The 12,198-nt window shown below is 70.4% G+C and carries 12 protein-coding genes; 3 read left to right on the top strand and 9 right to left on the bottom strand.

Features of this window, described 5'->3' with window-relative positions; all coding sequences use genetic code 11:
- Nucleotides 1–1,808, top strand: a 1,808-nt coding sequence (gene gcvP, locus IJH84_RS08240) for an aminomethyl-transferring glycine dehydrogenase (RefSeq protein WP_295142278.1), incomplete at its 5' end; no start/stop codon positions are given.
- Between the two features lie 81 nt (nt 1,809–1,889).
- Nucleotides 1,890–2,174 carry a HesB/YadR/YfhF-family protein gene (locus IJH84_RS08235; RefSeq protein ID WP_200070730.1) on the top strand — a complete coding sequence of 95 codons (285 nt, stop codon included), beginning with the start codon at nt 1,890–1,892 and terminating at the stop codon, nt 2,172–2,174.
- A 181-nt stretch (nt 2,175–2,355) separates the two neighbouring features.
- Here IJH84_RS08235 and IJH84_RS08230 read toward each other — a convergent pair whose 3' ends face one another.
- From IJH84_RS08230 to IJH84_RS08190, 9 genes are all read right to left on the bottom strand, one after another.
- Complete coding sequence (locus tag IJH84_RS08230) at nt 2,356–3,261, bottom strand: 3-methyladenine DNA glycosylase (protein WP_295142275.1); 906 nt, start codon at nt 3,259–3,261, stop codon at nt 2,356–2,358.
- A gap of 52 nt (nt 3,262–3,313) precedes the next feature.
- On the bottom strand, nt 3,314–3,730 hold the full coding sequence (locus tag IJH84_RS08225; protein ID WP_295142272.1) for a thioesterase family protein: 417 nt from the start codon (nt 3,728–3,730) through the stop codon (nt 3,314–3,316).
- Nucleotides 3,727–4,140 (bottom strand): MaoC family dehydratase, encoded by a 414-nt coding sequence (locus tag IJH84_RS08220; RefSeq protein ID WP_295142269.1) that lies wholly within the window; start codon nt 4,138–4,140, stop codon nt 3,727–3,729. Before IJH84_RS08220 ends, IJH84_RS08225 begins: the two co-directional genes overlap by 4 nt.
- Complete coding sequence (locus IJH84_RS08215; RefSeq protein ID WP_200070727.1) at nt 4,137–4,577, bottom strand: hypothetical protein; 441 nt, start codon at nt 4,575–4,577, stop codon at nt 4,137–4,139. The genes IJH84_RS08220 and IJH84_RS08215 overlap by 4 nt, the downstream gene beginning before the upstream one ends.
- Nucleotides 4,574–6,133: an AMP-binding protein gene (locus IJH84_RS08210; protein WP_295142265.1), complete on the bottom strand. Its 1,560-nt coding sequence runs from the start codon at nt 6,131–6,133 to the stop codon at nt 4,574–4,576. The genes IJH84_RS08215 and IJH84_RS08210 overlap by 4 nt, the downstream gene beginning before the upstream one ends.
- A 7-nt stretch (nt 6,134–6,140) precedes the next feature.
- Entirely contained in the window at nt 6,141–6,554 is a 414-nt protein-coding gene (locus IJH84_RS08205; protein ID WP_200070725.1) for a nuclear transport factor 2 family protein, read from the bottom strand.
- 23 nt (nt 6,555–6,577) lie between these two features.
- Nucleotides 6,578–7,399 (bottom strand): mycofactocin-coupled SDR family oxidoreductase, encoded by an 822-nt coding sequence (locus IJH84_RS08200; RefSeq protein WP_200070724.1) that lies wholly within the window; start codon nt 7,397–7,399, stop codon nt 6,578–6,580.
- 207 nt (nt 7,400–7,606) lie between these two features.
- Nucleotides 7,607–8,650: a hemolysin family protein gene (locus IJH84_RS08195; RefSeq protein ID WP_200070723.1), complete on the bottom strand. Its 1,044-nt coding sequence runs from the start codon at nt 8,648–8,650 to the stop codon at nt 7,607–7,609.
- A complete protein-coding gene (locus tag IJH84_RS08190) occupies nt 8,647–10,005 on the bottom strand; it encodes a hemolysin family protein (protein WP_200070722.1) in 1,359 nt (452 codons plus the stop codon). Before IJH84_RS08190 ends, IJH84_RS08195 begins: the two co-directional genes overlap by 4 nt.
- A gap of 518 nt (nt 10,006–10,523) precedes the next feature.
- Between IJH84_RS08190 and IJH84_RS08185 the strand changes: the two genes are divergently transcribed.
- Nucleotides 10,524–12,005, top strand: coding sequence for a peptide MFS transporter (locus tag IJH84_RS08185; protein WP_200070812.1), 1,482 nt, complete (start codon nt 10,524–10,526; stop codon nt 12,003–12,005).
- Nucleotides 12,006–12,198 lie beyond the last annotated feature (193 nt).

Raw genomic sequence — 12,198 nt, 5'->3', positions numbered from 1 at the left:
TGCGCGCCATCGCGCAGCGGGCGCACCGGATGGCGGCGGTGCTGGCCGAGCGGCTGCGCCGCGGCGGGGTCGAGGTCGTGCACGCGGAGTTCTTCGACACGATCGTCACGCGGGTGCCGGGCCGGGCGGCGGAGGTCGTCGACGCCGCTCGCGGCGAGGGGATCAACCTGCGCCACATCGACGCCGACCACGTGGGCCTCAGCTGCGACGAGACCACCACCCGGGAGACGCTGCTGAAGGTCCTCAGCGCGTTCGGGTTCGGTGGCGAGACGCTGACCGGGGTGGACGAGCTGGACGCGGAGACGGCCGACGCGCTGCCCACCGCACTGCTGCGCACCTCCGACTACATGACGCACCCGGTGTTCCACACGCACCGCTCGGAGACCTCGCTGCTGCGTTACCTGCGCAAGCTCTCGGACACCGACCTGGCGCTGGACCGCAGCATGATCCCGCTGGGCTCGTGCACGATGAAGCTCAACGCCACCGCCGAGATGGAGCCGGTGACCTGGCCCGAGTTCGCCGAGGTGCACCCGTTCGCACCCGGGCAGGACGCGGCGGGGCTGCTCGAGGTGGTGCACGACCTGGAGCGCTGGCTGACCGAGATCACCGGCTACGACGCGGTCAGCGTGCAGCCGAACGCGGGCAGCCAGGGCGAATTCGCCGGTCTGCTGGCCATCCGCGCCTACCACCACAGCCGTGGTGAGGCGGCGCGGGACGTCTGCCTGATCCCGGCCAGCGCGCACGGCACGAACGCCGCCAGCGCCGTGATGGCCGGGCTGCGCGTGGTCGTGGTGCGCTGCGACGACCAGGGCAACATCGAGATGGACCACCTGCGCGAGGTCGTCGAGCAGCACCGCGACGACCTGGCCGGGATCATGATCACTTACCCGTCCACGCACGGCGTCTACGAGGACACCGTGCAACAGGTGTGCGGGCTGGTGCACGACGCGGGCGGGCAGGTCTACGTCGACGGCGCGAACCTCAACGCGCTGATCGGGCTGGCCCGGATGGGCCGGTTCGGCGCGGACGTCTCGCACCTGAACCTGCACAAGACGTTCTGCATCCCGCACGGCGGCGGTGGTCCCGGCGTGGGGCCGATCGGTGTTCGCGCGCACCTGGCGCCGTTCCTGCCGAACCACCCGCTGCAGCCCGCGGCCGGTCCCGAGACCGGGGTCGGCCCGATCAGCGCCGCGCCGTGGGGCAGCGCCTCGATCCTGCCGATCTCCTGGGCCTACGTGCGGATGATGGGTTCGGACGGGCTGCGCCGGGCCACGCTGACCGCGGTCGCCGCGGCCAACTACGTGGCGCGGCGGTTGGACGAGTACTTCCCGGTGCTCTACACCGGCTCCGGCGGGTTCGTCGCCCACGAGTGCATCCTGGACCTGCGCCCGATCACCAAGTCCAGCGGTGTGACCGTGGACGACGTGGCCAAGCGGCTCGCCGACTACGGGCTGCACGCGCCGACGATGTCGTTCCCGGTCGCGGGCACGTTGATGGTGGAGCCGACCGAGAGCGAGAACCTCGCCGAACTCGACCGGTTCTGCGCGGCGATGATCGCCATCCGCGGGGAGATCGACAAGGTGGCCGCCGGGCAGTGGCCCGCCGACGACAACCCGCTGGTGCAGGCGCCGCACACCGCCCCGGCGCTGGCCGGTACGTGGGAGCACGCCTACACGCGCGCCGAGGCCGCCTACCCGCTGGGCACCTCGGAGGCGAAGGTGTGGCCTGCCATTCGCCGCATCGACGGCGCGCGCGGTGACCGCAACCTCGTGTGCTCGTGCCCTCCGCTTTCGGCCTACGAGGCATGATCGCGCGGGGGTGAGCGGGCGACCGGCCGGATGCACTACGGTGGGCGGTTCCATCCGACCGCCTCCGAGAGGAGTGCAGCAATGCTCACGATCAGCGAGAGCGCAGCCGAGGTCATCAAGGTCGTGCTGGCCGGTGGTGAATCGGGCGAGAGCTCGGGGCTGCGGATCGCGCCGGTCGCCAACGCGTCCGGTGAGGGCGAGCTCCAGGCGGCCATCGCCAGCGAGCCGCAGGCCGACGACGAGGTGGTCGAGGAGTCCGGTGCCCGGGTGTTCCTCGAGCCGCAGGCCGCGTCGCTGCTCGGGGACAAGGTCCTCGACGCCGAGCGCGACGACAACGGTGAGCTGAGCCTGGCCGTTCGGGAATGAGCTGATCGGCCCGCCGCCGCGTGGTGGCGGGCCGATTTCGTTCGGATCGAAGTGCGGCTCGCTGGGCGGAGTCGTTTTGGAACCGGAGTCGTTCAGGGACCGAAGCCGCTTTCTGCCCGGAGCCCCTTTAGGACCCGGAGCCCCTTTAGGACCCGGAGCCGCTTTAGGGCCGGGAATCGTTTCAGGGCTGGGAATCGCTCAACTCGGAACGAGCTGCCTCGGCCGTTTCCGCCGCCAGCAGCCCCGCGCAGACCTCGATCAGCCGGGTGCGCAATCCGCCCGCCTCATCGGCGAATTCGCGTTGCCTCGCCGCGTATTCGGCGCGCCCTTCCGCCGTTTCCACCGCGATCGGTTCGTATCCGAGTTCGCGCAGGTCGTACGGGCTCGCGCGCATGTCGACCGCGCGGATGCGCGCGGCCAGGTCGAAGCAGTCGGCGATCAGCTCGGACGGCACCAGCGGGTCGAGCTTGTAGGCCCACTTGAACAGGTCCATGTTGTTGTGCAGGCAGCCCGGCTGTTCCATCGCGACCTGATCGGCGCGGGTCGGTTGCAGTGCATTCAGCGGCCGGGCCTGCGGGGTGAAGAATCGGAAGGCGTCGTGGTGGCTGCATCGGATCTGCATGGACTCCACGACTTCATCGGTGCCGCGGTGCCCGAGTCGCAACGGCCAGGAAGCGTGCCGCACGTCCTCCGGCGTGGTGCGGTACAGCATGGCCCACTCGTGTAGGCCGAAGCAGCCCAGGACCGGGCGCCGATCCCGCACCGCGCTCAGCAAGTCCCGCACGAAACGGGCGGTGTCCAGGCGTTTCGCGGTGAGCGCGGCGGGGGACAGGGCGACGCCGTCCCGCAGTGCCACGTAGCCGCGCCGGTCCAGGAACTCCTCGCCGCCCGCTAGCGCGACGCCGAGGCCGGGTTGCCAGCGCTCCAGCAGTGACGGGCGGTGCGAGTAGTAGGTGAACAGGAAGTCCATCACCGGGTGCGGGATGCCCTCGCGCCGCCTGCGGCGATGCGGTTCGGTCCACTGCCGCACCCGCTGCCGATGCGCGGCTCGGCGTGCGCGCCACTCCTGCTCGGCAAGCACTTGCATAGTGCGGCCAGGATAGGCGAGGACCGGGCCGGGCCTTCGCGCCCCGGTCCGCTCAGTCCGTCGCGGGTCGCAGCGTGCCGAGGAGTTCGCCGAGCCGTGCCGGGATGGGGGTCTTGGTCCCGTCCGGGGCGCGGCAGGCGAAGGTCATGGTGCCGAAGGTGACCAGCTCGTCGCCGCGGCGGAACTCGTGGCCGAGGGTGTACGAAGTGGTGCCGACCTTGCTGCGCACCAGCTCGCAGGTGAGTTCGTCGAACACGTGCACCGGCCGCAGGTAGGTGGCGTCCGAGTGCACGCCGACCGTTCCCGCACCGAGCTGTTCGGCCAGCTCCGCCGAGCGCAGCCCGTGGTGGTGCAGCCAGCTGCTGTAGGTGCGCTCCATCCACGGGTAGTAGATCGCGAAGTAGGCGATGCCGAGCGAGTCGCAATCCCCGTAGGAGAGCTGGAACCGTTGCATCGTCGGCGGCGTCATCGGTTCTCCTCCAGCAGCACGGTCGCGGTGCCGGACAGCACGGTCCGCCCGCCGAGCACGTCGAGCTGCACATCGCAGATGGCGACCCGGCGGCCCTCCTCATCGGCGACCTCGCGCACCGTCCCCCGCGCGCAAAGGTGGTCACCTGCGAACACGGTGCCGAGGTAGCGCAACCGCACGCCGCGCACCCGGTCCGCGCCGCCCGCCCAACGGCTCAGCATGTCCAGCACGTACGCCTGGTTCAGCGGACCCTGGTTGATCACCCGCTCGCCGAGCCCGAGCGCGCGCACCGCGGATTCGTCGAAGTGGATCGGGTTGGCATCGCGCATCAGCGCCGACATCGTCTTCATCTTCTCCGCCGAGACCGGGCCGATGCGGTGCTCCGGCAGTTGCTCGCCGGCCTCGGTCACTGCGCCCTCCTCGGGAAGATGATCGAGCTGGTGCAGCTCGCCGCCAGCGCGCCGGAATCCTCGTGCAGGTCGAGCCGGTACTCGACGAGGTCGAAGACACCGGTGCGCGAGCCGCGCTTGCGCCGCGCGGACTCGATCCGGCCGCGGACCCGGTAGGTGCCGCCGACGCGCAGCGGGACGTGGATTTCGGTGCTGGTCTCGCCGGCCATCGGGCCGTCCGACTCGGTGGCGCCGAACATCGCCCACAACTGCTCCCAGGACATGCCCATCGCGGCGGTCCCGGCGAGGAAGACGAACACCGGGCTGCCCGCGCCGTCCTCGGGTGCGGCGAGCGCGCAGTCGTTGACCAGTCGCACCCACCACGGTTCGAAGGTGAACTCGCCGCCGGGCAGTTCGGTGCCGACCAGCCTCGCCAGTTCGGCCTCGTCCGGGCTCAAACCGAACGCTCCCGGTCGGCCCAGTACGGGGTGCGCAGGTCGCGCTTCATCACCTTGCCGGTCGGCGCCTTCGGCAGGCTCGCGACGAAGTCCACCGACTTCGGCTTCTGGTAGGAAGCGAGGTGCTGCTTCGCGGTGGTGATGATGTCCTGCTCGGTGGCTTCGGTGCCGGGTTTGAGCACCACCACGGCTTTGACGTTCTCGCCCCATTCGTCGTCCGGGACCCCGATCACCGCGCACTCCAGCACCGCCGGATGCGCGGCGACGGCCTCCTCGACCTGGACGCTGTAGATGTTCTCGCCACCGGAGATGATCATGTCCTTGGCCCGGTCGACGATGTAGACGTAGTGCTGCTCGTCCCAGGTGGCCACGTCACCGGTCCACATCCAGCCGTTCCGGATGGTCTGCGCGGTCAGCTCCGGCCGGTTCCAGTAGCCGATCATGTTCGCGTCCGAGCGGACCGCGATCTGCCCCGGCGTGCGCCCGTCGCGCGGCACCTCGGCGCCGTACTCGTCGAGCACCCGCAACATCCCGGCGAAACCTTCCCGGCCGCACGAGCGCAGCCGGTGCTCGTTTCGCCCGGCCGCCGCCTCGGCGTGGTCCTCCTGGGACAGGAACGTCATGCCCGGTCCCTCGGTCTGGCCGTAGCCCTGGATCAGCGTGCACGGGAACGAATCCAGCGCCGCCCGCACGATCGACGAGGGCATCGGCCCGCCGCCGTACTGGATGTTGCGCAGGCTGGAGAGGTCGTAGCCGGAGAATCCGGGCACCGCCATCATCCAGTTGAGCATCGTGGTGATGCCCAGGAACGCCGAGACCTTCTCCTGCTCGATGATCCGCAGCGCGCTTTCGGCCTCGAAGTTCATCAGCACCAGCGGGCACCCGTGCCGCAGGTAGTTCATCGAGAGCACGATCGGGATGTGGTACATCTGCCCGGTCAGCAGGTAGACGTCACCGGGCACGATGCGCTCGGCCACCGTCTGGTTCAGCCCGCCCGTCGCCGCGCTGTGGTGGGTGTGCAGCGCGCCCTTGCTGCGTCCGGTGGTGCCGCCGGTGTAGAGGATGAAGAACGGGTCGTTGCCGCCGATGCGGTCGGAGCCTTCGGGCTCGTCGGTGGCCGCCGCGGCCAGCAGCCGCTCGTAGCTGCCGTCACCGGACTCGCCGAACTCCAGCCAGTGCGGCACGTCGCAGTCCCGCTGCAGCTGCTCGGCCTGCTCGGACCACTCGGCCGCGGCCACCACGGCGCGCGGCGCGGCATCCCGGATGAGCTCGGTGAGCTCGCCGGTGGACAGCCGCCAGTTCAACGGTTGCAGCACCAGCCCCACGCGGCCGCAGGCGAAGTACAGCTCCTGGAACTCCACGCAGTTGCGGGCCAGCACCGCAACCCGGTCACCGTGCTGCAGCCCGAGCCCGCGCAGGCCGTTCGCGGCGCGGCGCACCCGCTCGTCCAGCTCCGCCCAGTTCACCCGCCGCTCGTTCGGCGCGTCGTAGATCGCTTGTGCATCCGGGGTGAGCGCGGCCCACTTCGCCGGGATGAATCCCTGGTTGCTCGTCATGGCCGGCTCAGTAGGGCAGGTCCAGGGCGATGTGCACGGAGTCGAGCCGCCAGCCGTCACCGGTGCTGCGCAGCTCGGTCTCGTACCGACCCGTGGTCAACGCCGTCAGCTGCCCGTCCGCGACGGAGAACAGCGTCAGGTAGGTCCGGGCGGTCGCGGTGTCGCCGCGCTCGTCGAGCACCAGGTTGCTGATCACGTGCTTGCGCTTGTCCTGCTGCGTCTGCGCGGTGTCGCGCATCATCCCGATGATCGCCGCGCGGCCCTCGAACGGGCCGATGAGATCACCGTCGGCGATGCGGATCGTGAGCACCGCGTCCTCGGTGAAGACCTCCTCGAGCAGTGCGAGGTCGCCTTCGTCGTAACCGAGCGCGTACCTGCTCAGCACGTCCTCGATCTCGCCGCGTGCCGTGCCGGTGGACATCGGCGCTCCTTCCACTGCCTGGCTCATTTGACGTTGGCGCCCGCGTCGACCGGGAAGGTCGCGCCGGTGATGTAGCGGGCCTCGTCGCTGGCGAGGAAGGCCACGGCGTTGCTGATGTCGCCGACCTCGGCCCACGGGACCGGCATCGCGTTGAGCGAGCGGTAGCCGGGCATGGCGTTCTCGCGGGTGGGTTCGACCCCCTCGGGCACGAACAGCCCCATCGCGCCTTCGTGCTGGATCATCGGAGTGTCCACATTGGTCGGATGGATGGTGTTCACCCGGATGCCGTGCGGGCCGAGTTCGTTGGCCAGCGTGCGCATCAGCCCGACGATGCCGTGCTTGGCCGCGACGTAGTGCCCGACGTTCTGCAAGCCCTTGAAACCGCCGATCGACGAGGTGAACAGCAGGCAGCCGCCCGCACCGTGCTCGATCATGCCGGGGATCGCGACCTTCGCGGTGTGGAAGACCCCGGTCAGATTGATGTCGATCATGTCCTGCCAGTGCTGGGCGGTCAACTCCCAGGTCGGCGCGAACGACGCGATGCCCGCGTTGGCCAGCACGGTGTGCACCGGACCGAGCTCGGCCACGCCGGCGTCGAAGGCGGCTTGCAGGGCGTCGAAATCGCGGACGTCCGCCTTGCGGGCCACCACCCGGCGGCCCTGTTCGGCGATCAGCCGGGCGGTCTCCTCCAGGTCCTGCTCAGTGGCCATCGCGTAAGCCGCGGTCGCGACGTCCGCGCAGGCATCGACCGCGATGATGTCGGCGCCCTCGGCGGCCAGGCGCACGGCGTGCGATCGTCCCTGCCCCCTGGCCGCACCGGTGATGAAAGCGACCCTGCCAGCCATGCGTTCCGCCACGCTGCCTCCCGCGTTTCGCGCACCGCCTCGGCGGGCGCGGCCGGACTCACTACACTGTGATGATGGTTATACCGATTTTTCGCCGACTGCGTGTCAACTACCCCGACGCCGCCGAATCCGGGTGCCAGCGCCCGAACGGGCGCGAACGAGAAAGGGGCGGCCGCACGTAGCGGCCGCCCCCGAGGGGAACGGGTCTCAGGCGGTGACGTGGGTGCCGTCGCGGACCGTGCCCACGTACTCCTCGACCAGGTCCTCGAGCGCGACCACCCCGCGCGGCACGCCATCCGCGTCGACCGCGGTGGCCAAGTGGCTGCGCGCCCGGCGCAACGACGCCAGTGCCTGGTCCAGCCGCGCGCTCACCGGCACGTTCGGCAGCTGCCGGACCCGGCTCGGCGCGACCGGCGTGCCCGGGTCCGAGCCCGCCTGGTCGAGCAGGTCCTTGACGTGCAGATAACCCAGCAGCTCACCGGAAGCCGCGCGCACCGGGAACCGGGAGAAGCCGGTCGCGGCGACCGCCTGCTCCACATCGCCCAGCGTCGGGTTCCCCGGCACGCTGGTGACCTCCGGCAGCGGCACCAGCACGTCGGCCACGGTGTTCTCCACCGAGGACAACGTCTGGGCGAGCCTGCGGTGCTCGGACTGCTCCAGCAGCCCCTCCCGGCGCGACTCCACCAGCAGCTCGGCCAGCTCGGCGGAGGTGTAGGCGGTGTCCAGCTCGTCCTTCGGCTGCACCTTCAGCAGCTTGAGCACCGCGTTCGCCATCATGTTGAACAGCGCGATCAGCGGCCGCGCCAGCTTGACGAACCCGACCAGCGCGGGCACCAGCCACAGCGCCAGCCGTTCCGGCTCGGCGATCGCGAGGTTCTTCGGCACCATCTCGCCGACCAGCACGTGCAGCACCACCACGATCGCCAGCGCAATGGTGAACCCGACCGCGTGCACCACCGGTGCGGGCACGTTGAACGGCTCGAACAGCAGCTCCAGGCGGTGCGCCACGGCCGGTTCGCCCAACCGCCCGAGTCCCAGCGAGCACAGCGTGATGCCGAGCTGGGCGCTGGTCAGCATCAGCGAGCCCTCCTGGCTCGCCTTGATCACCGTGCGGGCGCGGCTGACGCCCTGGTCCAGCAGCGCCTCCAACCGGTCCCGGCGCGAGGACAGCAGCGCGAACTCCGCGCCCACGAACAGCGAGTTCAGCAGCAGCAACAAGATTCCGAACAGGATCGCCGCGGTGTCGCTCATCGGACGCCTCCCGCGGTGGTGCCGACCCCGCTGGTGCCGCCTGCGGCGGTCTGCGGCCGGCTCAGCCGCAGCTCGGCGATGCGGTTGCGGTCCATGCCGTTGACCGTCAGGCACCAGTCGCCGACCTCGACACGGTCACCGGCCTGCGGGATGCGGCCCAGCTTCTCCAGCACCAGCCCGGCGACGGTCTCGTACTCGCCGTCGGGCATCTCGAAGCCGGTGGCCTCCAGGAGCTCGTCGGCGCGCAGCAGGCCGGAGACGATCCAGCTGTCCCGGTCCAGCGGCCGCACCGCGGCGGTCTCCCGGCGGTCGTGCTCGTCGCGCACGTCGCCGATGATCTCCTCGATCACGTCCTCCAGGCTCACCATGCCCGCGGTTCCGCCGTACTCGTCGACCACCAGCGCCAGTTGCAGGCCGGAGCCGCGCAGCCGGTTCAGCAGCGAGTCGCCGTCCAGCGTCTCCGGAACGCTCGGCACCGGCCGTGCCAGCGAGCCGACCCGGGTCGTGTCGCGCCTGTCCACGGGCACTCCGAACGCCTGCTTGACGTGCACCACGCCGTGCACGTCGTCCAGATCGCCGCCGTGCACGGGGAATCGGGAGAAACCGGTGCGCCGCGCCAGCGCCAGCAGCTCCTGCACGCCTGCTTCGGCGGGCAGCGACTCCACCTGCACGCGGGGCGTCATCAGCTCCTCGGCGGTGCGGTCGCCGAAGCGCAGCGACCGGTCCATCAGCGTGGCGGTGGACTGGTCGAGGGTTCCGTGCTCGGCGCTGGTGCGCACGATCGAACCGAGCTCGTCGGCGGAGCGCGCCGAGCGCAGTTCCTCCTGGGGTTCGATGCCGAAGCGGCGCACCACCCAGTTCGCGCTGTTGTTCATCGCATCGATCAGCCAGCGGAACACCTGGGAGAAGCGGCGGTGGTAGCCGGACACCGCCCGCGCCGCCGACAGCGGCCGGGTGATCGCGAGGTTCTTCGGCACCATCTCGCCGAAGACCATCGACAGCGTCGTGGCCAGCAGGATCGCCAGGACCAGCGAGAGCACGGTGGAAACCGCGCCCGGCATGCCGGTGGCCAGCAGCAGCGGGCGCAGCAGCTCACCGATCAGCGGCTCGGCCACGTAACCGGTGATCAGCGTGGTCAGCGTGATCGCGACCTGGGCGCCGGAGAGCTGGAACGACAGCGTGCGGTGCGCGCGCTGCACGGCCTTCGCCCGCCGGTCGCCGACCTCGTTGACGTGCGCGTCAACGGTGCTGCGCTCCAGCGAGGTCAGCGAGAACTCGGCCGTGACCGCCAGCGCGGTGCCCAGGGTGAGCACGGCGACGAAAAGCAGGCCGAGGATCGAGAGCAGAATGCTCAACGTGGTTCACCCCCGCCGAAGGGGGGCGCTGCGGCGCGGACGCCGGATGCGGACGGCCCGCCGAACCCTGTGCGGGAGCGGGGTTCCGCGGAGCGCGGCCGTGCGGCTGCGCAGGAACAGGTCGGGGAGCCGGGACTTCGACCCGGCTCGGTACTGCCGTCAGGGGACTCAGCCTGGGGCACCGAAGGTGTCACCTCTCGCGGATATCAGGCGTGTTCGCCGGATGTCGGTGAAACGGGAGAAATACGACGCCAGTATATCCGGATGGAGTAGCGGGAGGCAGCGCCTCGTGATCACGGCGACGTCCCGGCCGCGCCGCGACCGGCGGCGCACCGGGCGGGCTGAACCATCGGCGGCGTGTCCCGTGACCTAGCGTGCCCGGGTGGCGATGGGCGGGTCGGGGAGCGCCATCCGGACTTTTGTGAAAATTCACTCACGTTTCGGTTGGTCCACGCCAATCGGCGCAGGTATAGCCTGCCGCAAAATCACAGCAGCCGGACCCAGGCAGAAAGGACGTGATCGTGGCTGACAACACGGTCGCGGATGCCCCGCAGCGCGGCTTCTTCGGCCAGCCGCGCGGGTTGTCCACGCTCTTCTTCACCGAGATGTGGGAGCGCTTCTCCTACTACGGGATGCGGGGCATCCTCGCCCTGTACCTGATGACCGAGGTGAGCAAGGGCGGTCTGGGGCTGCCGGAAGGGACCGCCACCTCGACGGTCCAGGCCTACGGCGCCTCGGTGTACCTCACCGGCGTCGCGGGCGGCTGGCTCGCCGACCGGTTGCTGGGCGCGCGGCACTCGGTGTTCTACGGCGGCGTGCTGATCATGTTCGGGCACATCGGGATGGCGCTGCCCGGCGGGCTGACCAGCGCCGGGCTCGGCATCGTGCTGATCATCGCCGGCTCCGGGCTGCTGAAGCCGAACGTGTCCAAGATGGTCGGCGACCTCTACAGCGCGCAGGACCAGCGCCGGGACGCCGGGTTCTCGGTGTTCTACATGGGCATCAACCTCGGCGGCTTCTTCGGGCCGCTGATCGCCGGGTTCCTGCAGAGCGAGATCGGCTTCCACTGGGGCTTCGGCGCCGCGGCCGTCGGCATGGCGCTGGGCCTGATCCAGTACGTGCTCGGCAGGCGCAACCTCGGCACGGTCAGCGACCACCCCGGCAACCCGCTGCCCGAGGGGCAGAAGGGCCGCGTGCTCACCCGCGCCGTCGGCATCGCGGTGCTGTTCGTGGTGGTGCTGGGCGGTCTGGTGGCCACCGGCTCGATCGGCCTGGGCGGGCTGGTCAACGTGGTCTCGGTGATCTCCGCGGTGCTGCCGGTCGTGTACTTCGCGGTGATGCTCAGCAGCAAGCAGATCACCAAGGTGGAGCGGGACCGGCTGATCGCCTACATCCCGCTGTTCCTGGCCACCGCGCTGTTCTTCCTGCTGTTCGAGCAGCAGGCCAGCACGCTGGTGCGGGTGACGGAGGAGGACACCGCGCACTCCGTGCTCGGCTGGGAGTTCCCGGTCGCCTGGTTCCAGTCGATCAACTCGCTGGCGATCATCATCCTGGCGCCGGTCTTCGCCGCGCTGTGGCTCAAGCTGGGTTCGCGCCAGCCCAGCACGCCCGCCAAGTTCGTCGGCGGTGTCGTGTTCGTCGGTCTCGGGTTCCTGTGGGTGGTGCTGTCCGGGTTCGTGGTGAACTCCGACGGCCAGCAGCTGGCGATCATGGTCGCGCTGGTGTTCGTCATCCTCACCATCGGTGAGCTGATGCTCTCGCCGGTCGGGCTCTCCGCCTCGACGAAGCTGGCGCCCGCGGCGTTCTCCTCGCAGACGCTGGGGCTGTACTTCCTGGCGCCTGCGCTGGGCCAGGGGCTCGGTGCGCAGGTGGTGAAGCTGTACTCGCCGGAGAACCAGGCGCTGTACTTCGGCGTGATCGGCGTGCTCACGATCGCCTGCGGCGGCTTGCTCGCGGTGTCGGTGCCGTGGGTGCGCCGGATGATGCACGGGGTGCCGTGATCGGCTGCGGCCGGAGCGGTGGATGCGGTTCGGGCAGCCGGCACTTCAGCAGGCGCGGGTGCCGGCTGCCCGGGCAGCGGCCCCACCGATGGCGGCCCGAACTGATAGCGCCGCTGCTGCTCACGGCGCAGCAGCTTGGCCCCGTCGCGGCGTCGTGAGCGGCGCGGCCCCGGGGCGTCAGCCGCGGGTGACC

The sequence above is a fragment of the Saccharopolyspora sp. genome, from assembly GCF_017434145.1.
Classification (GTDB): domain Bacteria; phylum Actinomycetota; class Actinomycetes; order Mycobacteriales; family Pseudonocardiaceae; genus Saccharopolyspora_C; species Saccharopolyspora_C galaxeae.
Note: the sequence above shows the minus strand (reverse complement) of the source record. Positions and strands in the feature narration are given on the sequence as shown.

Excerpts from the sequence above, each read along its gene's own strand:
- IJH84_RS08195 (WP_200070723.1), bottom strand. The coding sequence starts at position 8,650 with ATGAGCGACACCGCGGCGATCCTGTTCGGAATCTTGTTGCTGCTGCTG.
- IJH84_RS08205 (WP_200070725.1), bottom strand. The coding sequence starts at position 6,554 with ATGTCCACCGGCACGGCACGCGGCGAGATCGAGGACGTGCTGAGCAGG.
- IJH84_RS08225 (WP_295142272.1), bottom strand. The coding sequence starts at position 3,730 with ATGACGCCGCCGACGATGCAACGGTTCCAGCTCTCCTACGGGGATTGC.
- IJH84_RS08200 (WP_200070724.1), bottom strand. The coding sequence starts at position 7,399 with ATGGCTGGCAGGGTCGCTTTCATCACCGGTGCGGCCAGGGGGCAGGGA.
- IJH84_RS08235 (WP_200070730.1), top strand. The coding sequence starts at position 1,890 with ATGCTCACGATCAGCGAGAGCGCAGCCGAGGTCATCAAGGTCGTGCTG.
- IJH84_RS08230 (WP_295142275.1), bottom strand. The coding sequence starts at position 3,261 with ATGCAAGTGCTTGCCGAGCAGGAGTGGCGCGCACGCCGAGCCGCGCAT.
- IJH84_RS08210 (WP_295142265.1), bottom strand. The coding sequence starts at position 6,133 with ATGACGAGCAACCAGGGATTCATCCCGGCGAAGTGGGCCGCGCTCACC.